General features: G+C 70.8%; 25 protein-coding genes. 13 read left to right on the forward strand and 12 right to left on the reverse strand.

The features are described 5' to 3' along the window. Together ASF22_RS04010 and ASF22_RS04015 are read right to left on the reverse strand one after the other, a co-directional pair. Positions 1-4,368, reverse strand: coding sequence for a translocation/assembly module TamB domain-containing protein (locus tag ASF22_RS04010; RefSeq protein ID WP_082483507.1), 4,368 nt, complete (start codon positions 4,366-4,368; stop codon positions 1-3). Continuing rightward, positions 4,368-6,305: an autotransporter assembly complex family protein gene (locus ASF22_RS04015; RefSeq protein WP_244474194.1), complete on the reverse strand. Its 1,938-nt coding sequence runs from the start codon at positions 6,303-6,305 to the stop codon at positions 4,368-4,370. The genes ASF22_RS04010 and ASF22_RS04015 overlap by 1 nt, the downstream gene beginning before the upstream one ends. A gap of 791 nt (positions 6,306-7,096) precedes the next feature. Here ASF22_RS04015 and ASF22_RS04020 point away from each other — a divergent pair. Beyond that, positions 7,097-7,306, forward strand: a complete 210-nt coding sequence (locus ASF22_RS04020) for a cold-shock protein (protein WP_056174725.1) — start codon at positions 7,097-7,099, stop codon at positions 7,304-7,306. 205 nt (positions 7,307-7,511) lie between these two features. Further along, entirely contained in the window at positions 7,512-7,886 is a 375-nt protein-coding gene (locus tag ASF22_RS04025; protein ID WP_056174727.1) for a DUF6481 family protein, read from the forward strand. Positions 7,887-7,961: 75 nt separating this feature from the next. Here the strand turns inward: ASF22_RS04025 and ASF22_RS04030 are convergent, their stop codons facing one another. Continuing rightward, positions 7,962-8,213: a hypothetical protein gene (locus tag ASF22_RS04030; protein ID WP_056174729.1), complete on the reverse strand. Its 252-nt coding sequence runs from the start codon at positions 8,211-8,213 to the stop codon at positions 7,962-7,964. Positions 8,214-8,388: 175 nt separating this feature from the next. Here ASF22_RS04030 and ASF22_RS04035 point away from each other — a divergent pair, with 175 nt between their 5' ends. Continuing rightward, positions 8,389-8,562 (forward strand): metallothionein, encoded by a 174-nt coding sequence (locus ASF22_RS04035; protein ID WP_056094491.1) that lies wholly within the window; start codon positions 8,389-8,391, stop codon positions 8,560-8,562. A 31-nt stretch (positions 8,563-8,593) separates the two neighbouring features. Here ASF22_RS04035 and ASF22_RS04040 read toward each other — a convergent pair whose 3' ends face one another. Then, positions 8,594-10,471 carry a cation:proton antiporter gene (locus ASF22_RS04040; RefSeq protein ID WP_056174731.1) on the reverse strand — a complete coding sequence of 626 codons (1,878 nt, stop codon included), beginning with the start codon at positions 10,469-10,471 and terminating at the stop codon, positions 8,594-8,596. Positions 10,472-10,718: 247 nt separating this feature from the next. Here ASF22_RS04040 and ASF22_RS04045 point away from each other — a divergent pair, with 247 nt between their 5' ends. Next, on the forward strand, positions 10,719-11,939 hold the full coding sequence (locus ASF22_RS04045; RefSeq protein ID WP_056261709.1) for a hypothetical protein: 1,221 nt from the start codon (positions 10,719-10,721) through the stop codon (positions 11,937-11,939). Then, positions 11,936-12,586 (forward strand): hypothetical protein, encoded by a 651-nt coding sequence (locus ASF22_RS04050; protein ID WP_056174735.1) that lies wholly within the window; start codon positions 11,936-11,938, stop codon positions 12,584-12,586. The genes ASF22_RS04045 and ASF22_RS04050 overlap by 4 nt, the downstream gene beginning before the upstream one ends. Before the next feature lie 6 nt (positions 12,587-12,592). Here ASF22_RS04050 and ASF22_RS04055 read toward each other — a convergent pair whose 3' ends face one another. Next, positions 12,593-13,039, reverse strand: coding sequence for a PIN domain-containing protein (locus ASF22_RS04055; RefSeq protein ID WP_056261711.1), 447 nt, complete (start codon positions 13,037-13,039; stop codon positions 12,593-12,595). After that, positions 13,036-13,338: a hypothetical protein gene (locus ASF22_RS04060; protein ID WP_056174739.1), complete on the reverse strand. Its 303-nt coding sequence runs from the start codon at positions 13,336-13,338 to the stop codon at positions 13,036-13,038. The genes ASF22_RS04055 and ASF22_RS04060 overlap by 4 nt, the downstream gene beginning before the upstream one ends. Positions 13,339-13,453: 115 nt before the next feature. Here ASF22_RS04060 and ASF22_RS04065 point away from each other — a divergent pair, with 115 nt between their 5' ends. From ASF22_RS04065 to ASF22_RS04100, 8 genes are all read left to right on the forward strand, one after another. Beyond that, positions 13,454-14,305 carry a MoxR family ATPase gene (locus ASF22_RS04065; protein WP_056174741.1) on the forward strand — a complete coding sequence of 284 codons (852 nt, stop codon included), beginning with the start codon at positions 13,454-13,456 and terminating at the stop codon, positions 14,303-14,305. A gap of 80 nt (positions 14,306-14,385) precedes the next feature. Beyond that, complete coding sequence (locus ASF22_RS04070) at positions 14,386-14,685, forward strand: type II toxin-antitoxin system ParD family antitoxin (protein ID WP_056261875.1); 300 nt, start codon at positions 14,386-14,388, stop codon at positions 14,683-14,685. Next, the gene (locus tag ASF22_RS04075; RefSeq protein ID WP_056261714.1) at positions 14,675-14,986 is read left to right on the forward strand and encodes a type II toxin-antitoxin system RelE/ParE family toxin; all 312 of its coding nucleotides are present in this window, start codon (positions 14,675-14,677) and stop codon (positions 14,984-14,986) included. The genes ASF22_RS04070 and ASF22_RS04075 overlap by 11 nt, the downstream gene beginning before the upstream one ends. Before the next feature lie 79 nt (positions 14,987-15,065). Beyond that, on the forward strand, positions 15,066-16,046 hold the full coding sequence (locus ASF22_RS04080) for an aldo/keto reductase (protein ID WP_056174745.1): 981 nt from the start codon (positions 15,066-15,068) through the stop codon (positions 16,044-16,046). Positions 16,047-16,056: 10 nt separating this feature from the next. Then, positions 16,057-16,581 (forward strand): histidine phosphatase family protein, encoded by a 525-nt coding sequence (locus ASF22_RS04085; RefSeq protein ID WP_056261717.1) that lies wholly within the window; start codon positions 16,057-16,059, stop codon positions 16,579-16,581. A gap of 156 nt (positions 16,582-16,737) precedes the next feature. Continuing rightward, the gene (locus ASF22_RS04090; protein WP_244474197.1) at positions 16,738-17,919 is read left to right on the forward strand and encodes a hypothetical protein; all 1,182 of its coding nucleotides are present in this window, start codon (positions 16,738-16,740) and stop codon (positions 17,917-17,919) included. Positions 17,920-18,019: 100 nt separating this feature from the next. Further along, entirely contained in the window at positions 18,020-19,459 is a 1,440-nt protein-coding gene (locus tag ASF22_RS04095; RefSeq protein WP_056261722.1) for a YcjX family protein, read from the forward strand. A gap of 7 nt (positions 19,460-19,466) precedes the next feature. After that, on the forward strand, positions 19,467-20,525 hold the full coding sequence (locus ASF22_RS04100; RefSeq protein ID WP_056261725.1) for a TIGR01620 family protein: 1,059 nt from the start codon (positions 19,467-19,469) through the stop codon (positions 20,523-20,525). On the opposite strand, the gene ASF22_RS04105 is transcribed toward ASF22_RS04100, so the two are convergent. From ASF22_RS04105 to ASF22_RS04130, 6 genes are all read right to left on the reverse strand, one after another. After that, positions 20,509-21,060, reverse strand: a complete 552-nt coding sequence (locus ASF22_RS04105; RefSeq protein ID WP_056261727.1) for an alpha/beta hydrolase — start codon at positions 21,058-21,060, stop codon at positions 20,509-20,511. The two genes, ASF22_RS04100 and ASF22_RS04105, sit on opposite strands and share 17 nt — an antisense overlap. A gap of 40 nt (positions 21,061-21,100) precedes the next feature. After that, a complete protein-coding gene (locus tag ASF22_RS04110; protein ID WP_056261730.1) occupies positions 21,101-22,150 on the reverse strand; it encodes a biotin-dependent carboxyltransferase family protein in 1,050 nt (349 codons plus the stop codon). Beyond that, complete coding sequence (gene pxpB, locus ASF22_RS04115) at positions 22,147-22,869, reverse strand: 5-oxoprolinase subunit PxpB (RefSeq protein WP_056261733.1); 723 nt, start codon at positions 22,867-22,869, stop codon at positions 22,147-22,149. The genes ASF22_RS04110 and pxpB overlap by 4 nt, the downstream gene beginning before the upstream one ends. Positions 22,870-22,969: 100 nt before the next feature. Then, on the reverse strand, positions 22,970-23,668 hold the full coding sequence (locus ASF22_RS04120) for a hypothetical protein (RefSeq protein WP_082478810.1): 699 nt from the start codon (positions 23,666-23,668) through the stop codon (positions 22,970-22,972). Between the two features lie 47 nt (positions 23,669-23,715). Beyond that, positions 23,716-24,111, reverse strand: a complete 396-nt coding sequence (locus ASF22_RS04125) for a DUF3618 domain-containing protein (RefSeq protein ID WP_056174760.1) — start codon at positions 24,109-24,111, stop codon at positions 23,716-23,718. Further along, on the reverse strand, positions 24,108-24,503 hold the full coding sequence (locus ASF22_RS04130; protein WP_056174762.1) for a phage holin family protein: 396 nt from the start codon (positions 24,501-24,503) through the stop codon (positions 24,108-24,110). Before ASF22_RS04130 ends, ASF22_RS04125 begins: the two co-directional genes overlap by 4 nt. Between the last annotated feature and the right edge of the window lie 9 nt (positions 24,504-24,512).

Raw genomic sequence — 24,512 nt, forward strand, 5'->3', positions numbered from 1 at the left:
TCAGTACTCCCACTCGGCCCCAACGCCGACGGCGGTACGGCCGTCGCTGCCGGCCTCGCCCTGGATCTTGATGCGGCGCGTCACGTCGTAATCGACGGTGGCCGCCGTGTCGGCCGGCTTGGCACCGGCCTTCACGCCGACGCTGAGCCGGTCGCTGAGATAGCGAGAGGCACCGACGGCCGGCCCGCCGCTCGCCCCCGTCGAGATGTCCAGGCTGTCGAGGCCGAGCCCCTTGCGGGCCTGCTCGAACACATCGACGCCGCCGGCGCCCCCCGAGAACTGGGCCACGGCCTGGGCGAGTTGCAGGGCCTGGAACGGCGACAGGCCGCCGGACGCCTTCTTGAACAGCAGGCGCGACAGCACCTCGTCCTGCGGCAGGGTCGGGTCCGAAGTGATGGCGAAGACCGGCTGGCTCGCGGGGCCCGTCACGGCAATGCGGGCGGTGATCTCGGCGGCCTTGGTCTCGGCCAGGAAATCCAGATCCGGCTGCGCGATCTCGCCGCCGAAGGTCAGGCGTCCCCGGGTGAAATCGAGGCGCTGGCCGACGACGCTGAGACGGCCGCGCCGCATCTCGAAATCGCCCGTCGCGACGGGGTCGCGCGAGGATCCGGTGAGGCGCAGCGCCCCGCCGAGCTCGGCATCGATGCCGCGTCCCCGCACGAAGATGCGGTTGGGCGCGTTCACCGCCACATCGAGGATGGCGTCGAAGGGGGGGGCGGCCTTGCCCCGCCGGCGTCCGGCCGCAGCGACTGCGGCCTTGCGGTCGGCCCGGGCGGCGAGGCGGGCGCGGACGTCCGGCGGGGTGTTGACGTGGCGTACCCCCTCCAAGGGCTTCACGCTCGCGGGCAGGCGATCCGGCACCGTGACATCGACGGAGACGAGATCGACGCGGCCGGACACCTTCGGGGTCCTGGCGAGGGGACCGGTGAGGGCGAGGTTGAGGCTCGCCACCGCCGTCATCAGCGGGCTGGAGACGAGTTCGGCCCGTTCGGCATTGAGGCGCAGGCTGCCGGGAAAGCCCGCCGCAGGCTGGAGGGCGACGCGTCCATCGGCCCGCAACGTGCCGCCGTTGCGGGTCAGGGCGGTCAGGCGCTCGACCACCAGGGTGTCGCCGCGTCCGGTGACGCGGCCCTCGATGTTGGTGAGCCGGATGCCCTGGAGCGGGTCGGTGAAGGACCCGCCCGTGAGCGTCGCGGTGCCGTCCGCGCGGGGGGCCGCGAGGGTGCCGGACACCCCGGCATCGAGGGCGACGCGACCCGTGACGCGCTGACCGCCGACGCTAAGCATCGAATTGGCGAGGGCGGCCTCCAGGGTGCCGCGGAGCTTCAGCGCGATGGCCTCGCCGGCCGCCACCGGGACAGACCCCGAGACGGTCATCTCGGCGCCGCGCCCGGCCGAGACGCGCCCCTCGATGCCGGCGCGCCCGTCCGAGAGGGCCCCGCTCGCCTTGGCGTCGATGGGAGGCAGGCCGGCCTTGCGGGTCTCGGGCGTCACGAGGCGGGACAGGGTCAGGGCGTAGTGTCCCTCCGGCCGCTGCGACGTGCCCCGGAGATCCGCTTCGCCGTCGAGGGTGCCGGTGAGGGCGAGGCTCGGGGCTGCGATGCGCGCCATGGCGAGCGGTACGGCGCGGAGGCCGAGCTTGAGGTCCAGGCGCGATCCGGCCTGGCCCGACAGGCTGACCCGACCCGACCCGGCGGCGATCACGAGGTTGTCGATGAGCGCGCCGCCGTTCGCGAGGGTGATGGTTGCGGGCCCGGCGAGGGCGAGACGGTCGCCGCCGCGCGTGGCCGAGAAGCGGGCGAGTTCGATCCGGGTCCGATCGGCGGGGACGAGGCGCGCGGCGCCGTCGAGGTCGAAGCCGCGCGCCTTCGCCGTCAAGGTGATGTCGCTGGCGCTCGGAGTTCCGACGGCCGCGAGGCGCACGGTGTCGAGGGTCTCGCCGGAGACCACCACCCGGTCGGCGTCGACCCGGCCGTCGACGACGGGGCGGGCGCGAAGGTCACGGCCCGTGAGGTCGGCATCGAGGCGGGCGAGGCCGACGGTGCCCGCCCGGAGCGACGCGGCCTTGGCACGGATCGCGGCATCCTGGCGGCCACCGATGCGCGACAGGCTCACGGCGGCCTCGAGGCTTCCGCCGAGGGCGGTAAGGGCCAGGGGCGAGAGGTCGTCGAGGTTCGCCGCCGTCACGCTGAGGTTTCCTTCCGTGAGAAAGGAGCGTGCATCGACGGTGGCCTTCCCAGCGACGGAAACGGAGCCGAGGCTGAAGGCGAGGCGGTCGAGGGACCAGTCCTGGGGGAGACGGGCGAGGTGGGCGTCGCCGCGCAGGGCCTTTCCGGCGACGTCGCCGTTCAGCTTCACGGTTCCGTCCAGGGCGCCGGTGAGGTCGCGGAGCGTCGCCTCCAGGCGCAGGTCGCGGATGGGCCGCCCCTGTGCGCGCAGATCGTCCCCCGTGACCGTCGCGGTGAGGTCGGGCTTCTCCAGGGTGCCGGTCAGCCGGCCGTCGAGAAGCGCCCGGCCGGACAGGTTGGCATCGACGACGGAGAGGTCCTTGAGATCGACCAGGAGCTTGGCGTCGGCCATCCGGGCGGTGGCGCGGCCGTCGAGGCGCGCCACCATCTCGGCGCCCTCCAGGCGTGCGCCGTCGAAGCTGTAGCCGTCGTAGACCTGGGCGAGGCGGCCGGTGAACCGTGGGGTGCGGCCGAGCAGGCCGTCGAGGGCCGGCACCGAGAGGGCGAGGCGATCGGCCCGGACATCGACATCGGCGGTCACGGCCTTGCGGGCGGGGTCGCCGCCGAGCTTGGCCTGCGCGGTCAGGCTCCCGGCGAGGGAGCGGCCGGCGACCTCGGAGAACGCGGCGAGATCGGAGAGCGTCGCATCGACGGTCCCCGTCAGGGTGTTCTGGCCGACACTGCCCGCATACGTCGCGCGCGCGGTCGGTCCGTCGATCTCGAACCGGGCGACGTCGACGATCCCGCTGGGCTGGAGCGTGCCGCGGAACACGAGGGCGGCGCGCGCTCCGATGGCGCGGCGCAGGGCCGGGTCGGCGAGGGACAGGCCCTCGACCGTCGCGTCGGCGCTGAGGGCGAAGCGCGTCGCCGCGACATCCGGCCCCGTCGGCGCCATGGCGACGGTTGCGTCGATCCGGTCGAGGGCGTTGCCATCGGCGCGCAGGCCGGCGGCCTTCAGCACGCCGTTAACGGCCGGACGGGCGATCGGCCCCTTGAGGCTGCCGTCGAACACGAGGGTGTCGAGTTCGGCGTCCCCCGCCTTTGTAGTGCCCCCCTCCGTCGGCACGGCGCGCGCCGCGACGATGAAATCCGCGATGCGGTCGGGGGTCAGGGACCCGCGCGCTTCGAGGCGCGCCGTGCGCGAGGTGAGATCGAGCCGGTCGATGCCGAAGGCGCCGCTGTCGGAGAAGCGCAGGCCCCCTTCGAGCTTCGTCGTGCCGGAGAACACGGCGGCGGCCGGGCCGGGCAGCAGACCCTCGATGCGCGAGGCGAGGTCCAGGGCGAGGCGCCGGTCGGTGCCGATGCGCGAGATCCGGGCCGTACCCTTGGCACCGAGGTCCGGTCCGGCATCGAAGTCCAGGCGGGCGTTCCACGAATCGAGGGTCCCGCGCCCGTCGAGGTCGAGGTTGATCGCCGGATGACCGGGGAGGTTGGCGCCCTTCGAGAGCAGCCCGCCCGCCGGCTCGATCAGGGTGGTCTTGAGTTCCAGGGTCTCGCCCTTGGGCACGAACAGCAACCGGGCCGTGAAATCGCCGGCCGCGTCGAGGCGGCGAACCTTCAAATCGAGATCGAGCCCCTCGGACGGGGCGCCGAGCTTGGCCCGTCCGTCGGCGGCGAGGCGCGCCGGCTGGCCGGCCAACGCCTCGCCGAGCACGAGTTCGGCGAGCTTGAACGCCTTCACCTCGACCTTCACCGGCAGGTCGGGCAGCAGCGAGCCGTCCGGCTCCGGCTTGGCCGAGATGGGAGCGGGCAGGGGGCGGCGCAGAACCTCGAGGCGGCCGACCTCGAGGCTGTCGATCTCGAGGCGGCCCGAGAACAGGGCGAGGCGCCGCCAGACCAAGCGCGCCTTGTCGAGCTTCAGCCAGGCGCCGTTGGCGTCGCTGATGACGACATCGCGGATGGTGGCGTCGGAGGACAGGGCGCCGTCGACGGCACCGATCGCGACCTGCGAGCCGGGGGTGGAGAGCGCCTTCGAGAGCAGGCCGCCGAGGACGGATTTTTCGGCTTCGTCCGCGTGGGTCGGAACCGCGGGACCGAGAGTCACGACGGCCACCACCACCAGGACGGCGCGGACCGGTGCTTTTCCGCCGCGCGCGGAATGGGCCGTCGGACGGCCGCGGACTCCCCCGAAAAATCCCATCAGAACGATTGTCCCAGGCTGATGTAGAGGGCCACGGGGCGCTCGCGGTTGCCCTTGATGCGGTCCAGGGGGAAGGCGACGTCGACGCGGATCGGGCCGATACCGGTGTAGTAGCGCAAGCCGAGCCCCGCCGCGTAGCGGATGCGCTCCTCGAAGTCGGGAACGCTCGACGCGAAGGCGGTGCCGGCATCGAAGAACGGCACCACGCCGATGGTGTCGGTGACCTTGATCCGGGCCTCGAACGAGGCCTCCAACAGGCTGCGGCCGCCGATGGGCAGGTTGAACGGACCGCGCGGACCGAGCGTCCGGTAGGGGAAGCCGCGCACGGAGCCGCCGCCGCCGGCGAAGAACCGGATGTTGGCGGGAATCTCGTCGAGGTTCGCGCCCGAGATCGAGCCGAAACCGATGCGGCCGGCGAGGATGTAGCGGGCCTCGTCGTCGAGCGCGTAGTAGGTCGAGCCCTGCGCCTTCGCCACGAAGATCGACGGGTCCGAGCCGAGGAAGCCCGCATAGGGCGTCGCCGACGCGATCACGCGAAACCCCTTCGTCGGGTCGAGGAGGTTGTCGGTGGAATCGTAGTTCACCGAGACCGGCACGCCGACGAGGCGGTAGTCGACCTTGCCGAGGGCGTCCTGCGAGCGGCCGGCCTGCCCGTCGATGCCGACCTGGGCGAAGAACGCGTCGGAGAAGCGGTGGCGGATGCCGACGGTGCCGCCGGCCGCGTCGCTGACGTACGATTGCTGCGCCTCGCGGCCGACGAACAGGTTGGCGACGAGGTCGTTGCGGGTGCCCCACAGGGCCGGCTTGACGAAGGTCGCCGAGAGGCGACCGCCGAGGCCGTTGGAATCGATGCCCGCGAGCTTGCGCTGCGTCGCGTAGAGGTCGTTGCCGAGGTAGTAGACGTCGGCGTCGAGCCGCAGGGTCTCGCCGCCACCGAAGAGGTTGCGGTTGGCGTAGTAGGCACGGATGCCCGGACCGTCGACGGTGGAGTAGCGGGCCGCCACACCGATGAGATTGTGGTCGCGCTCGGTCACGTCCACGAAGATCGGCAGGTTGCCGGCGGGATCGAGGGCCTCGCCCTCGCGCACCCGGATCGAGCCCAGGGCCTCGACCTTGGCCACCGACCGGCGGATGTCGGCGATGGCCTTGGGCGAGTAGGGATCGCCCGGCTCGGCATAGATGAACGAGCGCACCACCGCCGGATCGAGGCCCGTGGTGCCCCGCACCGCGACCTCCCCGAGGCCCGCGATGGGACCCGGATCGATGGTGAACCCCACATCCATGACGTGGGCCGTGTCGTCGACCACGGGATCGCGCGAGACCGCCTTGGCGAAGGGGTGACCCAGCGCCCGGAAGCGATCGACGATCTTCGCTTCGCGGGCGAGCACCGTCGCGGAACGCGCCGGCACGTCGCTGTCCACACGGGTGAAACGGGGCGGCAGCACCTCCTCGGGAAAAGACCTGCCGGAGGGATCGCGGGCGCCGACGGTGCGCAGGGTGTAGAGCGGACCGGCCGTGACGGAGATCCGAACCGGCACGAGGGCGCGGGCGCGGGAGCCCTCCGCGGCACCGGCCGCGGCGGCGACGCTCGACTCGCCCGTCAGCGTGACCCCATCGATGCGGATCTGCACCGTGCCCTGATAGTAGCCGTAGCCCGAGAGCACGTCGGCGAGGCGGCGCTGGTCGGCCTCGGCCCGGCGCACCAACCCCTCGCCGTCGGGCGGTGCGTCCTGGCGCAGGCGATAGAGGGTCGAGGTGTCCTGCAGTGCCCGCAGAACGTCGTCGTCGTCGATCCCCTGGAACTTGACCGTGTAGGGCAGGGCACCGGCGCTCGGAACCGGGGGCTCCTCTTCGGATCCGAACAGGCCGAACAGATCGAACGCGGCCGCCGGCCGCGCCGCGATCCCACCGCCGGCGAGTCCGAGCAGAACGGGCAAGGCAGCATACGCCAGCGCGCGCGCAACGGCGGGACGCGAACCGGACCAGACGATTCTCACGAACGGCACATCCCGTTCCGTCTTCCGGTTCGTCCTGCCATGTCGATCGTTTCCCGGACTGGTCTCGGACCGGTCCTGTTCGCTGCCGTCATCCCGCCCCCGCTTCGATGCCGGTCCATACTAACCGTGTCGATCCGTCTCCGCGCGGTTAAACAGGCGCGACATGGCCGTCTCCGCACGATCGTGAAGCATCCTGCTGTGAAGCATCCTGCCCGATCGGTGACGTGCCGCCGATCGTCGTGGTTCCCCGGCAGATACGCCGTTCGGCGCGTCGTCGTGCAGAAGCCATCCAGCGTAGCCATCATGCCACACCGGGGCAACCGCAACGGGAGGCCTCAACTCTGGGGTGGATGGCCACCATCCTCGGGAAGTCATCCTTGGAAGTTCTGCGCGCAACGCCGAGAAACGACGACACGCCATGCGGCCGAGACCAGCCCGAACAATTGTGCGGTCGTGCGGGAAGACCATGAGGCCTCCGTCGGTGGAGGCGAAAACCCGGATCGGCGGGGAACCCGACAAGCCTTCGCGCCTTGTCTGTGCGTCGCAGGCTTCATACATCCGATCCGTCGATCCAAGGCCGCACCAAAGGGTTCGTGCATTCCTTCGGTCCTTTTCGGACCGTGCGGGGATGCTGCCTCGATCCGCCACAATTCACTGAACCTGCGGTCTGGGTTCCGCGCGTCATCGTGCGGGAAGGGCAGATACGACTTCACTGGACGAAAGGATAAGCCATGAGCACGGGCACCGTGAAATGGTTCAACGAGACCAAAGGCTACGGCTTCATCCAGCCGGATGACGGCAGCAAGGATGTGTTCGTGCACATCTCCGCCGTCGAGCGGGCCGGAATGCGCAACCTGATCGAGGGGCAGAAGATTTCTTACGAGATCGAGAGCGACCGTCGCACCGGCAAGCAATCAGCGGGCAACCTCCAGGCGGCCTGAGGCTCCCGTCGATGCCTCCCGGTGAGGCATCGATTCAACATACCGACGGGAAGCCGCTCGTCACCGGGCGGCTTCTGTTGATTCCGCACCTGCGTTGGGGCATTGGCACCCCCGATCGACCCGAATTTTCAGCTGTTCTGTTTCACCCTACGGTCGCCCACCCCATGCGGTGCGTCCGGCCGCGACATGCCACGAGAAAGGTCAGATGAGCGCCTTCGACTACAGGAATTTCGACGACCGCCGAAAGAACTCCGCCAGCGCCAAGCAGATGCTGCTGGAAAAATTCAAGGCCCGCACCCCGGCGGATGACCCGGACATGATTGCGAAGGCCGAGGCCCGAGCCGCCGTTGCACGTGCCCGCGAAGAGCGGGCCCGGGAACGCGAAGCCGCCCGGATCGCCGCCGAGCGCCAGGCCGCGGAAGAGAAGCGGGCCCGCGAAGAGGCCGAACTCGCGGCGCAGATCGCTCGCGAAGAAGCGGAAGCACTCGCCGCCGCAGAGCGGAAGGCAGCGGAACTGGTCGAGAAGAAGGCCGCGCGCGACGCGCGTTACGCCGCCCGCAAAGCCAAGGCGCGCCGCTGAACGGGTGCCTCGGACATCGAGAGGAAGGGGTCGATGGTGTCATCGGCCCCTTTTTCGTGTCCGATCCGGCGTCGCTCAGGCTTCGGTTTCGGTCTCGGATTCGTTGGTCTCGACGGCTTCGTTCTGACCCTCGGCAACCTCGCCCTTCGGCTCGGTGTCGGCCTCGGGGCGCGGTCCGGCCTTGAACGAACGCCGGGGCGCGTTTCCGCGCTTCATCTGGGCGGGCTTCTCGATGGCGCCGAGCCGCTCCGAGAGGCGTTTCGCGCGCTCGTTGAAATCGTCGGTCGTGCGCGACTGGGATGCACCGCTCTTGAACGCGTTCGCCACTGGGGCCTCATGGAGTTGCCCAGGGCACGGAGTCGTGCGGGGTTGGCCATTCCCTAGCACGCTTCGCCCCATTGGTGGGGACTATCTTCGCGACAGTGGCCGTGCGCGCCTTGCGGCCGGGCGTCCCGTTGGCGAAACTGTCCTCACTCCCCTCAGCGAACGAAGGATTGTTCCCATGGCCGATGCGACCGCCGAGATGGTTCCCTGTGCCTGCGCCGACTGCGTCTGCAAGGTGAAGACCGGCACCGGGATCGAGCGGGACGGAAAGACCTTCTGTTGCGAAGCCTGCGCCGACGGCCATGCGTCCCATGACGGCTGCGGACATTCGGGCTGCGCCTGCCACGGCTGAACGACCGGACGGCGTGGGGCGGGTCGCCGCCCTACGCGCTCCTGATCACGGGGTCGGCCGCCTCCTTCGGCAGGCCGGCCTCGCGGGCCGTCTCCGTTCCTTTCCCGCCCGCCGCGTTGCCGAGGGTTCCCTTGCCCACGGTGCGGCGTGCCCGGAAGGCCGGACGCACCTCCGTCTCCTTGCGCTTGAGCATGGCGCGATACTCGTCGCGTCGCTCGTGGATCGAGGCGATGACCAGGCCCATGGGAACGCCGACATCGACGAGGACGGCCTCCGACAGTTGCAGGGACGCCTCGATGGTCTCCGGCACCGCGTCGTCGACGCCCATTTCGTAGAGGGCGGTGGCGTGGCGCGCGTCGCGGGCGCGGGCCACGATGGTGATGTCGGCCCGCTCCGCCCGCGCCGCCTCGACCACGGCCTCCACCGCACGCGGGTTGTCGAGGGTGACCACGAGGGCGCGCGCATTGGCGATGTCGCAGCGGCGCAGGAGTTCGGCGTTGGCCGAATCGCCGAAATAGACCGGATTGCCGAGGCGGCGGTACTCCGAGACCCGGGCGGCGTCGGCATCGAGGGCCAGGTACGGGATCTTGTGGCGGGCCAGCATCTCACCGACGAGGCGCCCGACCCGGCCGTAGCCCGCGATGATCACGCGGTTCTGCTGCTTGTCCGGCACCGGCTCGGCCCGCGCCCGCCCGAGTGGGCCGCGCGACATCCGCTTGCCGAGCCGCCGGGCGAGCACGGCGAGCGCCGGAATCGCAATCATCGTCACGGTGGTGACGATGAGGGCGGCTTGCCCGACCTCCTCGGGCACGAGGTTTCCGGCGAGCGCGCCCCCGATGAGCACGAAGGCGAATTCGCCGCCCGGGCCGAGCAGGAGCGCCGCCTCGAGGCCGACGGCGCGCGACAGCCTGAGGAACCGGGCGGCCGCGACGATGATCGCCCCCTTGATCAGGATCAGCCCCAGGGCGAGGCCCAGGATGGCGCCCGGCGCCGACATCAGCTGGGCCGGATCGAGGTTCATGCCGACGGAGACGAAGAACACGCCCAGCAGCAGGCCCTTGAACGGATCGATGGTGGCCTCGATGGCCCGGCGGTACTCGGTCTCGGCGAGCAGCAGGCCGGCCACGAAGGCGCCGAGCGTCATGGACAGGCCGGCGGCGGCAGCGGTCAGGGCCGTCCCGATGATGACGAGGAGGCAGGCCGCCATGAACAGCTCGGGCGAACGCGTGCGCGCCACGAGCTGGAACAGGGGCCGCAGGGCGAGCCGCCCCGCCACCACGATGACCACGAGGGCCACCACCGCCTGACCGAGGGCGAAGGCCAGCGCGGCCCCGACATCGGCGCCGTCGCTGCGCCCGAGCACCGCGATGGCGAAGAGCACGGGGGCGACGGCGAGATCCTGGAACAGCAGGACCGCGAAGCTCGCCCGGCCGGCGGGCGTGTTGAGGCGCTTCTGCTCGGCCAGCACCGGCAGCACCACGGCGGTGGAGGACAGCGCGAGGGCAAGCCCGACGATGATCGTGGCCGCGAGGGGCACGCCGAGGGCGAACAGGATCGCGCCGATCACCACCGCGGACGCCACCACCTGGATCGAGCCGAGACCGAAGACGAGGCGGCGCAGGGTGCGCAGGCGCTCCCACGACAGCTCGACGCCGATCATGAACATGAGGAAGATCACGCCGAACTCGGCCAGATGCGCGATCTCGGCGCGGTTGGCGATGGTGACGGCGGACAGCCACGGCATCGCTTCGGCGAAGCGGCCGAGACCGAACGGACCCAGAAGCGCGCCGGCGCCGATGAAGCCGAGTACGGGCGAGATGCGCAGGCGATGGAACAGCGGCACCACCACGCCAGCGGTGACGAGGAACAGGATCGCTTCCTTGTAGGAACCGGCGTGCATGTCCGTCATGGAGGCTGTGGATTTCCTTGAGCCGTGATGGGTGGCCGGAGGATCGTCGGCCCCGCAGATCATGCGGGGGGAGGGCGCGGACGCGCAATCGGATTGTCCTCCGAATTCGTCGAAACCGACGCCCGGCAGAGTTGCACCGAAGACGCACCCCACAGCGCGGCGCAAAATCGGCACAATGGCCGCTTAGCCGGGGGCGTAACGGAATGTTAAGTCCCACGTTCGTCGCGTTTCGAGACACGAGTGCCCCATGCGAAAGACGCCGCCCAGCCGGGATGTCCAGCGCGAGCGACGCGAATGGCGTCGGGAATCCGACCGGTGGATCCACGAGCGCCACGTCGAGAAGGGCTACCGCATCAAGTGGGGCTACGTCGGCATCGCCTACCTGGTGGAGTTCATGGTCATCGGCGCATCCCTGTGGGGCGCCTGGCTGTTCGCCGGGGTCTACAGCGACGGCGACTCGAAGGCGTTCTACTTCATGCTGCTCGCGCCGCTGGTCTACGCGGCGGTGGAGCTGTGCCGGGTTCCGCTCGGCATCCTGGCGCGGACGCAGCGCTCCTACGCCATCCGGATCATGGCCATCATCGGCATCGTCTTCGCCGCCGGCGTGACCACGAAATCGGTCTCGCAGCTCGGCGAGATGATGTTCCACCCCCGCCTCATGGACGCGGCCAAGGCCAAGACCGCCCTCAAGGACGCGCAGGCCGACCGGGCGACCATCGACGGGCGGATCGCGGCGGCCGATGCCCGGGTGACCCAATACACCACGGAACTCGACCAGATCGAGAAGCGCGCGGCGGAGAACGCCAGCCAGCTCTTGGCCCTGCCGGCCCAGCGCTGCGAGCGGGTCTCCGGCACCAACAGCCGGGGCCAGCGCTACTCGAACCTCAAATGCGTCACCGACCCGCGCACGGCGACCCTCAACGCCAGCGTCGCCAAGGCGGGCAGCGACCGCGCCGGCGTGACGAAAGCCCTGGAGGAGGCCCGGCAGGCCCGCAGCGCCCTCGACCGGGGTGTGGTCGACCGCAAGGTCGCGGATGCGGAGCAGGCCTACCGCAACTCGGTCAACCGCTCGCAGCTGCACTCGTTCACCGCCATGGTGTACGGGGTCGATCCCATCGATGTGACGGATGCGCAGGTGCACGCCTTCCTGCGCATCTTCGTGTTCGTGCCGGCCCTGTGCGCCGCCTTCGCGTCGACGATCCTCGCCCTCTGCGCCGTCTCGGTCCGCAAGACCTTCATGGACGAGGACGACCTCGGCGCCACCGTCGATCCGGCGGCGACGCCCTACATGCTGGACTCCATCACCGACGCCCTGCGGCAGGAGATCGGGTTGGCCCAGCCCAAGCCCCCGCGCGAGGCACCTGAGCCCCAGCGTGAAGCGAACGCCGCCTCCGGCGAAGTCATTCCCATCGACCGGCGTCCGCCGGCCCAGGTGACCCTGCCGGCCAGCGCGGGAGCGGGCGCATGAGCATCCACACCACCGGCACGCCGGAAAACGTCGTCCTGGCGCAGAACGTCAACGGGCGCCTGCGCGCGGAGACGAAGATCATCGCCGCCCGCGCCTTCCTGTTTCGGTCGCTGGGCTTCGGCGCCTTCTGCGCGCTCGCCGGCATCGGTCTGGGCGCGGCCTCCTACGGCTACGCCACGATGAACCAGTTCGACACGGCGGCGGAAAAGATCGCCGCCGCCATGCAGGCGGCCCTCTCCGACGTGACCCTGAAGACCAAGGGCGAGGTCACCCTCACCGACAACGTCCTCAAGCTCGAAGGCGGGATGCCGAAGCCCGCCGCCACGCCGACCCCGACGAAGGCCCAGCTCGGCAACGACGCGGCGCCCGCCTCGAAGGCCATCGTGAACACCACCTTCACGGTCTTCAAGCAGGTGCCCTACATGGACGGCCAGATCGTCACCGGCTGGAACTTCAGGGCCAACGAGGACCAGCCGTTCCAGCAATATTGCTACTTCTCCCGCCGCACCAACGAGGCCAAGGGTCAGGTCGAGATCAAGATCGATCTCGCCATGGACGGCAAGACCCTGCCGCAGCCGCAGAAGTCCGACGTGAACCTCGGCATCCTGGCCTCGAACTGCGTGTGGCACGACGGGAAGACCCTGTGAGCGCGATCAGTCGGATTTGTGGGCGTCATCGGCGCGTATCGGATTGAGGAAGGGGAGGTCGGCGAAGTCCCGTTCGTTGTCTGTCACGACAAGGCAGGCATGGACCTCCGCGATGGCGGCGACGATCATGTCGAGGGCGCTGCGGGGCCGGCCTCGACGCCGGCCCTCGGCCATCAGGGCCGCCCAGGCGAGAGCGGCCGCCCCATCGAACGGCAGGACCCGGCCGGCGAACAAGGCCAGCGGCCCCTCAGGCCCCGCGAACCACGCCTCCAACCCGTCGCGCCGGCGTCCGACCGGCAGTTCGAGGATGCCGCGCCGGATCTCCGCGACGGTCAGGGCGCTGATGAAGAGGGACGTGTCGGGCCGTTCGGCCATCCAGGCGATCAAGGATGTGGACGGGACCGGCTTGACGAGGTTGCTGAGGATGTTGGTATCGAGGAGGTAGCGCGTCACAGGTCGATCCTGCGCCCTTCCTCGTCGGACCGCGTCAAGTCGAGGTCGAGCCCAACGAGGGGCGAGCGCCGCAGGGCGGCCAGAATCCCACCCGTCTTCGGCGCCGGTTCGTCCAGGACCGCGGACAGCGTGGCGCGCAGCCGGACAGCGGCAGGACCATCCTCCGTGAGGCGACGGGCGAGGGAGCGGATCAGGGCACGGTCGGCCTCGCGACCCATCACCTCGAAGCGGGCGATGCCGCGCTGGGTCAGGCGAGCCCGGTAGGCGCCGAGCGCCCGCTTCTGGGACGTGTTGTCCATGGCCGGTCTCCACTCTATATCCAGATATATATCCGGCACGCCCGAGCGAGACAAGAAGCGGACCCGGCGCCGTTTTCGCCTCCCTCGACCCGCACCATCGCCACGGACCGATCCCATGCGCTTTTCCGGCACCGCCGACTACGTCGCGACCTCCGACCTCACCACGGCCGTCAACGCCGCCATCGTGCTCGAGCGGCCGCTGCTGGTGAAGGGCGAGCCCGGCACCGGCAAGACGGTCCTGGCGGAGGAGATCGCCAAGGGTCTGGGCGCGCCGCTCCTGACCTGGAACGTCAAGTCGACCACCAAGGCCCAGCAGGGGCTCTACGAATACGACGCCGTCTCGCGCCTGCGCGACAGCCAGCTCGGCGACCCGCGCGTGTCCGACATCGGCAACTACATCCGCCGCGGCAAGCTGTGGGAGGCGTTCACCCATCCCGAGCGGCCGGTGCTGCTCATCGACGAGATCGACAAGGCCGACATCGAGTTCCCCAACGACCTCCTGACCGAGCTCGACCGGATGGAGTTCCACGTCTACGAGACCGGGCAGACGATCCGGGCCGAGCGCCGGCCCATCGTCATCATCACCTCGAACAACGAGAAGGAGTTGCCCGACGCGTTCCTGCGCCGGTGCTTCTTCCACTACATCCAGTTCCCGGATGCCGAGACGCTGAAAGCCATCGTCGAAGTCCACTACCCCGGCATCAAGCACCGCCTCGTCGAGGAGGCCTTGCGGGTCTTCCTCGAGACCCGCGCGGTGCCGGGCCTGAAGAAGAAGCCCTCCACGTCCGAGTTGCTGGATTGGCTCAAGCTCCTCGTCTCCGAGGACGTGACGCCGGAGACCCTGCGCGAGCGCGACGGCCGCAAGCTGATCCCGCCGCTCCACGGCGCGCTCCTCAAGAACGAGCAGGACGTGAGCCTGTTCGAGAAACTCGCCTTCATGATGCGGCGGGAAGGGCGGAGCGGCTGAAGGCGCTCACGTCCGATCGCGTTCGGGATTAAGCTGCCTCCAGCGGACCTATGGCCGTCACCGAGTGGGAGTGCATCGCAATGGCCGAGGGCGAGCGCGTGACGGTCTCGTTTCCCGAACCCCTCGCGACCCAGATTCGTTCGGCCGTGCGGGCTGGCGAGTACGCGTCGATGAGCGACGCCGTGCAGGATGCCGTGCGCCTTTGGTCCGACCGGCGCGTTCGCGGCGAACGGGACGTCGCGGATTTGCGGCGGGCCTGGGATGCCGGCAAGGCCGGTGGGACGCACGGCAAGCTGGACTTCGAGGATCTTCGCCGCGAGGCCCGCGACCGGCTCGCGGCCACGCACGCACAAGGCTTCCGGACGTCCGATGCCGGTTGAGGTCGTTTGGTCGATCCTCGCGCGGCAGGATCTGCTCGACCATTACCTCGCGATCGGCGCCGAGAACCGGCTGGCCGCCGAACGGATCTACGACCGCATCGAACTCCGGTCCCTGCAGCTCATGGACCATCCGCGCATGGGGCCACGCCGACCGGACATTCGCCCGTCGACGCGGGTTCTCGTGGAAGCGCCGTTTCTCATCCTGTACGAGACCTCGCCCGACCGCGACGAGGGACCGGTCGTCACGGGGGAAATCGTCCGCGTCATCGACGGGCGGCGCGATCTCGAACGTCTGTTCTGAGGCAGCCCTTCCGAACACGCCTTCGCGACCCAGATAGCGCCCATCGCCGCGTTCCATCCCCAGCAGCGGACCCGCTTCCATGAAGATGAAGAAACTCGGCCGCACCGGCCTCGACGTCTCGCCGCTCTGCCTCGGCTGCATGACCTACGGCATTCCCGAGCGCGGCCCCCATCCGTGGACCCTGAACGAGGAGGCGAGCCGGCCGCTCCTGCGCAAGGCCGTCGAGATGGGGATCAACTTCTTCGACACGGCGAACTACTATTCGGACGGGACCAGCGAGGAGATCGTCGGCCGGGCGCTGAAGGAATTCGCGCGCCGCGACGACCTCGTCATCGCGACGAAGTGCTATTACGGCCTCAGCGACCGTCCCAATGCCGGCGGCCTGTCGCGCAAGGCGATCTTCGCCGCCGTCGATGCCAGCCTGACGCGCCTCGGCACGGATTACGTCGACCTCCTGCAGATCCACCGCTGGGATTACGCCACGCCCATCGAGGTGACCCTGGAGGCGCTGCACGACGTGGTGAAGGCCGGGAAAGCCCGGTATATCGGCGCCTCGTCGATGTATGCGTGGCAGTTCGCCAAGGCCCTGTTCCTCGCCGACCGCCATGGCTGGACGCGGTTCTCGACCATGCAGAACCATTACAACCTCCTCCACCGCGAGGAGGAGCGCGAGATGCTGCCGCTCTGCGCCGATCAGGACATCGCCGTGCTGCCGTGGAGCCCCCTCGCACGCGGGCGTCTCACCCGCGACTGGGACGTGTCGAGCGCCCGCCAGGAGACGGATCTGGTCGGCAAGCGCCTCTACGACGCGACGGAAGCCGCCGACCGCGCCGTGGTCGAAGCGGTGGCGGCCATCGCCGAGGCGCGCGGCGTTCCCCGGGCGCAGGTGGCGCTGGCCTGGGTCGCCCAGAAATCGCCCGTGACGGTCCCCATCGTCGGCGCCTCGAAGCCCGGGCACCTCGACGATGCCGCGGCGGCCCTCGACCTCGCGCTGACGCCCGAGGAGATGGCAACCCTGGAGCGTCCCTACGTTCCGCACGCCGTGGTGGGCTTCAACTGAGAGATCGACGATGCTCCGTGTCCTGCTCCTGCGCCATGCCAAGTCCGATCGCCCGGCCGGGGTGATCGACCTCGACCGGCCCCTCAACCCCCGCGGCCGGCGGAACGCGCCGCTCATGGCCGGCTATCTCGTGACCGAGAACCTGCGGCCCGACCACGTGGCCGTCTCGCCGGCCCGTCGGACGCGGGAGACCTGGGAACCGGTGCAGGCCGCCCTGGGTGCCCCGGACGCGACCATCGTGCCGGACATCTACGAGGCGCCCGACTCGGCCCTCTTGAAGGTTGTCCGCGCGACGCCCGATTCGGCACGCTGCCTCCTCGTGGTCGGCCACAATCCCGGCCTGCAGGACGTGGCGCTTCGCCTCGTCGGGTCCGGCCCGGCCGCGGCGCGCGACCGCCTCGCCGAGGGGTTCCCCACCGGGGCACTGGCCGTCCTGGATTTCGACGTCGAGACCTGGGCCAAGGTCCGCGCCGGCGCAGGGCGATTGGAGCGCTTCGTGGCGCCCCGCGATCTCGATGCCGACGAGGCGGCCTGAACCCGAGCCTCCACCTCTCATTGAACCGTTGCGGCGCCGGGCCGTTTCCCCGATCCCCGGTCAAGCTTTTCGCGTGTCGTGCTCCTCGCATCCTTCCTGATCCTGACAAGCTTGGCGTCGTCCCTCGCGGGCGGCCTCGAAACCGTGCGTCAGGGCCTGTCCGGACCGGCGCGGGATCGTGCGGCCGTCGCGGCGAAGCCCGTGGAAGCGCCGCGCTTTGTGCCCGAGAGCCGTGCCGTTTCGAACTGGCGGATCGAGGCGGGCGAGGCACTTCGCCCGGTCTCCCTCGCCCTGGCGGCACGCTGGTCCACGACGGAGCCGGCCTTCGTCGCACGCTGCGTCAAGCTCAATAACTACTGGTGCATCAAGTCGGCGCGCTGGTCCGGGGAGATCGGCGCCGATGCCGAAGGCCATACGGGCTTCGCCACCGCCGCCGACGGTGCGGATGCGGCGGCCGGCCTGCTTCGACGCTATTACCGCGATCTCAACCGGCGCACGGCCCTTTCCATCGTCAGGCGCTGGGCTCCCGCGGAATGCCGGGGCACGCCTGCCGCAAGCCCGTGGGTGTCGGGTCCGGTGGCGCCGCGCGGCCTCGGCGGAACCCTTCGGGCGCGCTTCCTCGCCCGCAACACCCGGGCGGGGATGCCGCGCCGGGCGCTGGCATCACGCGGCGGCCCCCTCAGGGTCCAGCCGTGGTCGCCCCTGGCGCGGATGGGCGGACGGGTGCCGCCGGCACCGGATCGCAAGGCTCAGCCCGCGAGAGGACCGGCTCCGAAAGCCGAGGCTACCGGAGGCCGAAGCTCCAGGGTCCAGGGCTCCATCGCGGCCGGACCGGCCCCCACGCCGCGGCACGGGCTACTGGTCCGCCCCTCCGAACTCCTGGTGAAACCGTCCGTCCTGATTGCCAAGCCGTCGGTGCTCCTCGTCGAACCGAGTGCGGTCCTGGGCAACGCGACCCGTGCGGTGGAGACTGCGACGGCTCAGTTGCAGAAGCGGTTCGTCACGGAATCCGCCGCGCTCCCGCCCATTGCCGCGGGCCTTGGCGCCCTGCGCCCCCTCGATCTCACCGTGCCGGCACCCCTGTGCAGCAACGACGAGACCCGCATCCGCAACTACGCCGCGCGCATCGCCGGCAGTGTCGGCCTGAAGGTCGAGGACGATCTAAAGCTGTTCGGGCCGGACGGACGCCCGTTGCCCGCCCTGCGCGCGGTGATGCTCGCCATGTCGAACGTCGAGCTCGGCACCCTGCGGGCCGGCCCGGCCCTCGTGGACGCGGCCGTCGCCCGCCTGGATGCCGGAACCCTGGCGGCCATCGGCCCGCCGGCCCCGACGCCGTAAGCCGTGACCTTGCGGGCCGGGTGCCCCGGCGCCACTTCAGCCCTACCGGATCTTCTGTTGGACTTCCCGCCGTTTCTCCCCGCCCACCATCGAGTCGTTCATGAACAGCTTTGCCGCGCGTGCGGGTTCCGCGGTCAAGGCCTTCGCCGAGGCGTCGAGCGACCTCCTGATCCAGCCGACGCTCCGGCTCGGCGTCACCGGCCTCGCCCGCTCGGGCAAGACCGTGTTCACCACGGCCCTGATCCACCACCTCGTGGAGGCCCATGCCCTGCCGGCCTTCGCCCCGGCCCACGAGGGCCGCCTGCGTCGCGCCCGCCTCGTGCCCCAGCCCGACGACGACCTGCCGCGCTTTCCCTTCGAGGAGCACGTCACGGCCCTGACGCGGGACCGCCTGTGGCCGCGCTCCACCGACCGGATCAGCCAGTTCCGCCTCGCCATCGAGTACGAGCGCAAGGGCGGCTGGCGCTCAGGGCCGGGCACCCTGATGCTCGACGTCGTCGATTATCCCGGCGAATGGCTCCTCGACCTCGCTCTCATCGACCAGAGCTACACGGCGTGGTCCCGCGCCACCATCTCAGGCACCCGCCGCAGCGGTCGCGCCGCCATGGCCGCCCCCTGGCTCGACACCCTGAAGGGCCTCGACCCGAAGGCGCCGCTCGACGAGATGGTGGCCGAGCGCGCCAGCACGGCGTTCAAGGCCTACCTCTCCGCCCTCAGGGCCGGGCCGGAATCCGTGGCGACCACGCCGCCGGGTCGGTTCCTCATGCCGGGGGACCTCGCCGGCTCGCCGGCCCTGACCTTCGCGCCGCTGGACGACCTCACGGATCCCCTCGATCCCGGCAGCCTCGCGGGGCTGATGGAGCGGCGCTTCGAGGCCTACAAGGCCAAGGTGGTCGAGCCGTTCTTCCGCAACCACTTCCAGCGGGTCGATCGGCAGATCGTGCTGGTCGACGTCCTCGCCGCCGTCGATGCCGGCCCGGCCGCCCTGGCGGAGCTCGAGGAGGCGCTGGATTCGGTGCTCCTCAGCTTCCGCATCGGCCGCAACACCATCCTGTCGCGGCTGTTCGCGCCGCGCGCCGAACGCATCCTGTTCGCCGCGACGAAGGCGGACCATCTCCACCAGACCAGTCACGACCGCCTGGACGCGCTCCTGCGCCTCCTCGTGTCGCGGGCCATGCGCCGGACAGAGGCCGCGGGCGCCCGCGTCGGCACCGTGGCCCTCGCCTCCGTGCGCGCCACCCGCGAGACCACGATCCACGACGGGCCGGAAGTGCTCCGCGCCGTCTCGGGCACGCCGGAGGCCGGTGAATCCGTCGGCGACGAGACCTTCGACGGCTTGAGCGAAGCCGCGATCTTCCCCGGCGAACTCCCCGAGCGACCCGAGGCGGTGCTGGAGGGCGCGGTGCCGCCCGGCTCCCTACGTTTCCCGCGCTTTCGCCCACCCCTGGTGAAGCCCGACGCCCTCGGACGCCCCGGTCACCTGCCGCAGATCCGCCTCGACCGGGCGATGCAATTTCTCCTCGGCGACAAGCTCACTTGAGGCCCGCATGACCTCCACGCCCCCGCCGAACCGCCCCCGCGCCTTCCGCATCCCCGCCGCTGAACCGGCCGGGGTGGCCGAGGGCTTCGTGCCGCCCTCGGCTTCGCCTGCCCAAGTCCGCATCGTCGAGGAGCCGTTCGAGATCGTCGAGGCCGCCGACGGCACGCCCGTTCCGGTGGCGCCGAAATCCCGCGCGCCGTGGCTGTCGATGCTGCTCGTGGCGCTGGGCGGCCTCGTGTCGCTCGGCGTCGGCCTCTCCGTCGAGCGCCTCATCGCCGACCTGTTCAGCGCCGCCCCGTGGCTCGGCGCCGTCGCGCTGGTTCTCCTCGGAGTCGCCGCCCTCGGCCTTCTGGGACTCGTCGTGCGCGAACTGTCCGGGATCTGGCGCGAGCGGCAGATCGAGCGTCTGCGGGCCAGAGCCGTCGAGGCGCTCGCCGCCCGCGACCACAGCGCGGCTCAGGCGGTGGTGCGGGATCTCAGCGCCCTCTATGCTGGACGGGCGGCCCTGGCGGCCGGCCGGACCCGCCTCGACACCCTGAGCGACGCCATCCTCGACGTCGACGACCGCCTCGGGCTCGCCGAACACGAACTTTTGGCCCCCCTCGACCGGCAGGCCCGCCAGGCCATCGCGACGGCGGCGAAGCAGGTCTCGGGCGTCACGGCGCTCAGCCCCCGCGCCATCGTCGACGTGGCGTTCGTGATCTTTGCCGCCGTGCGGCTGCTGCGCCGGATCGCCACCATCTACGGCGGGCGCCCCGGCTTCCTCGGCTTCCTGCGGCTCGCCCGCTCGGCGCTGGCCCACCTCACCGTCACGGGCGGCATGGCGGTGGGCGAGAGCATGATCCAGCAGGCCCTCGGGCTGGGGTTGGTGGCGAAGGTTTCGGCCAAGCTCGGGGAGGGTGTGCTCAACGGCCTGATGACCGCCCGGTTCGGCCTCGCGGCCCTCGCGGTCTGCCGGCCCCTGCCGTTCGTACGCGAGGCGGCGCCGCGCCTGTCCGACGTGGCGGGCTCCCTGTTCAAGTCCGCCGAGGCGGCGGAGGAGGGCGGCGTCAGAGGGTCTTCATGAACCCGGCGAGGCGCATCAGGCCCTCCGGCCAGGGGCCGTGGCCCGAGGCCACGTTGATGTGGCCGGATTCGCCCGCATCCACCACGACGGCGCCCCACGCATAGGCGAAATCCTCGGCCCGCTCGTAGGTGCAGTAGGGATCGTTGCGGCTCGCCACCACCAGGGACGGGAAGGGCAGGGGATCGCGCGGCACCGGCGCGAAGGCGGTGACGCTCGCCGGCAGGTTCGGCGTGGTCTCGACATCGGGAAACGCCACCAGGATCGCGCCCCGCACCACGCCGGGCGGGAAGTCCGAGGCCGCCTGGACGGCCGCCACCACGCCGAGGCTGTGGGCGATGATGAGGACCGGGCGCGTCGCCTCCGCCACGGCGGCGACGATGCGGGCGCGCCAGGCCGGGGCGTCGGGATGGTGCCAATCGTCCTGCTCGACGATGCGGCCGGTGGACAGGCGCTCGGCCCAGCGGGCCTGCCAGTGGCCGTCTTCGGAGCCGGCATAGCCCGGCAGGATGAGGATGTCGCAATCGCCGATCTTCATGGGCATCGCGATACCGCGTCGGTCCAGACCCGTCGAGCCTTCACGGCCCGTCGCACAGGGGATCGGCGAAGGCATCGACGGCCGCCCCAGCGAGGTTGGCCCCCGCGAGCCGATCCCCCGCCGAAGCCGCATGGGCCCGGACCGCCCCGGGGAGGGCGGCCGTGAGGGCGGCCCGCTCGCGCGCCAGGGCGAAGGCCTCCGCCAAGGGAATCGCCCGGAACCGGATCGCTTCGCCCGGCCGGCGCTGGGCGACTCTTCGAAGATCGGCCGAGATCACCGTGGCGATCTTCGGGTAGCCGCCGGTGGTCTGCCGATCGGCCATGAGCACGATGGGCCGGCCGCTGCCCGGCACCTGCACGGAGCCCATCACGGTGGCGTCCGAGACGATGTTGTAACCGTGCGGTCCGTGGGCGAGGGCGGGCCCATCGAGGTGGATGCCCATCCGGTCGGCCCGATGGGAGACGGCGAAGGCCGCATCGGTGAACAGCGCGACGGCTTCGGGGGTGAACCGGTCCGCCTGCGGACCGAGAACCACCCGCACGGGGGCATCCGTTTCGAGGGGCAGGGGATCCAAGGATCCCGGGATGCCGAACGACCCCAGTTCACCGCGGGACGCATTCTCGCCGTCGATGACGTCACCGGTGCGCAGGCCACGGCCATGGAGACCGCCGAGGCCGGCGCGCTGGTGCAGGGCGGCGCTGCCGAGGATCGACGGCACGGCGAACCCGCCCGCGCAGGCGAGATAGGCGAACACGCCCCGGCGCGGCACCTCGATGGCGAGGGTGGAGCCCTCGCTCAGGGGAAACGCCCGATGGTCGGGCACCGGCACGCCGTCGATCCGCAGGGCGCAGGGCGCGCCGGCGAGCGCCATCCAAAGGTCGCCGCCCTCCAGGCGGAAGCGCCCGCCGCCCAAGCCGAGTTCGAGGGCGACGATCCCCAACGCGTTGCCCACGAGGGCGTTGGCCGCTGCCAGCGCCAGCCTGTCCATGGGACCGGAGCCGGACAGGCCCTGACGCTGGTAGCCGCGCCGGCCACCATCCTGGAAACTCAAGGCGCCCGTGCAGGCCTCGACGACCAGACGGGCGCTCACCGCTCCCCCTCGGCCACGGGTTCGCCGGCCGCCGCCGCACGGTCGAGTTCGTCCCAGCGAGTGGGGTCGGTTGGCACGAACCGGATGCCGTCGCCAGGCTCGAACAGGAACACCGGATCGCGCCCCGGCAGGAAGGCACGCACGGGCGTGCGACCGAGGAGGTGCCATCCGCTCGGCGCCGCGATGCTGGCGACGAGGGCCTGGGCGCCACCGATGGAGATGGTGCCCGCCGGCGTCGTCGGGCGCGGGCTCGCGCGGCGCGACAGGGCGAGGCTCGGATCGAGACCGTCGAGATAGGCGTAGCCCGGCAGGAACCCGATCATCACCACCCGGTACTCGGGCGCGGCATGCCGCTCGACCACGGCGGACGGGCACAAGCCGTGCTGCGCGGCCACGGCGTCGAGGTCGATCCCGAACGCCCCGCCATAGACGACGGGCACGCGCCAGACCCGGGCGGGTGGTCGAATGGGCGCGGGACGTCCGGCCAGATCGAGCAGGGTCGTCTCCAGACTGGCAGGATCCACAGCGAGCGGGTCGAGGTGGATCGTCAGCGACCGGTAGGTTGGCACCGTCTCGACGATGCCGGGCAGATCCGCGGCCTGTACTCGGGCGTCGAGGGCGAGCACCGCCGCGTTGAGGGCCGGATCGATCCGGTCACCGAACTCGACGGTCAGGGCCGTATCGCCGCACCAGAGCAGGCGGATCGCCGGAGGAGTCACGGGTCCACAGCCTCACGCACCGGGGGATCGTTTCAAACGATAGAGGGGTGGCGCCCTTGCGGACACCACCCCGGTCATCGACCTCCGAGGCGAACGCGGGTCAGTGCGGACGTGTTGCCGACCCTTCGCGGGAGGCGGAGGACTCGTTGGACGCCGTCGAACCCTCGGGAGCCGTGGCGCGCTGGGCAGCGGCCTGGAGATTCTCGGGGTCGAGGGCGCTGGCAACGAATTCACGGCCCCGATGGGTCACGTCGCGGGCGTAACGCAAGCCCTGGTCGCGAACCTCGTCGGCCCACGGACCGACGGTCTCGTCCTCGCGGCGCGTGCGCGGCAGGAGCGCGCCGATGAGAAGGCCGGCGGCGAGGCCGACGACGCCGACGAGGAGCGGATTCTCCGTGACGAAATCCTCGACCGCCGAACGGCCGTCGCGGAAACGCTCCGTCCCCCGGTCTGTGAGGTCGCCGATGCGGCGGCGGCCGGTGTCGCGGGCGTCCGAAGCCCAGTCCCGGGCATCGCCGTAGGCTCCGGAGGCCCGGTCGCGCAGATCCTGAGCCGTGTCGCTGACCCGTGCGCGTACGTCCCCGGCGATCCCGGCGGCGCGGTTGGTCAGGTTGTCTGCGGTTTCCAGGGCGGCGTCGCGCAGGTCGCCGGCTCGGGACTGCAGGTCGCCGGAGCGAAGGTCGTCGACACCCGACGCGGACGGACGATCGTCGAAGTGGCCGCGGGGCATACCGGCCTTGAGAGCGATGTCGTCGGGCAGGGAGCGGGATTCGTCGCCGGGCTTGGGGGAGTGGGTCATGGCAGGTTCCTCGTAGGGGTTGGCCGCGTCGGCGGCCCGGATCGGATTCAGATCTGGGTTTCCTGGCCGAGATCCTTGACGGGATGGCGCGTCGGCAGGTCGGGATCGTAGACCCGGTCGGCACCGGTCTGGACGACGGGGAGGCCGTCATCGGCCTGGCGCACCCGGCGTCGGGCCACCACGGCGGAGGCCGCGTCGGACGACATCCGGTGGAGTAGCCAACCCACGCCGGCGGCGATGAGCAGGACCGGCACGGGGTTGCGGCGCACGGCGTCGAGGGCGCCGTCGTAGACCCCGCTCAGGGGCGTGCGGCGCGCGTTGCCGAGCATCTCGTCGACGATGCTCGACACCGAGAGCCGTTCCTGGATCTGGTCGATGGTCTGGTCGAGGCGGGCGCGGCTCGCCTCGATGTCCTTCTCGAGTTCGTTCAACGATCCGCTCATCCGGAGACCCTTTCAGACAACGCACGGGCATCCTGCCGGACCTGACGCGAGGTCCGCACGGGAGCGAGGGTCGAGAGCGACATGGCGTTCCGGCCGACGAGGGCGAGGACCACCGCGACGACGAGGAGCACACCGCCGACGATGAGCGCGGCCAGCGCTTCCGAATGCACGACCGTGGCGAGCCATTTCACCAGGGCGTCCACGAGGACGAACAGGGCGACGACGCCGAACACGGCGGCACCGACGAGGAGCCCGAGCCCGACGAAGAGCGAGCGCACGTTGCTCGTCATCTCGTTGCGGAAGAGGGCGATTTCCTTGCGGGCGAGTTCGTTTGTCTCGCGCAGGGCGTCGCCGATGAGGCCCTGGATGCTGGAATTGGGTCCGTTCGACATGCGCGCCGC

Origin of the sequence: Methylobacterium sp. Leaf87, from assembly GCF_001422775.1 — a bacterium.
Taxonomy (GTDB): Bacteria; Pseudomonadota; Alphaproteobacteria; order Rhizobiales; family Beijerinckiaceae; genus Methylobacterium.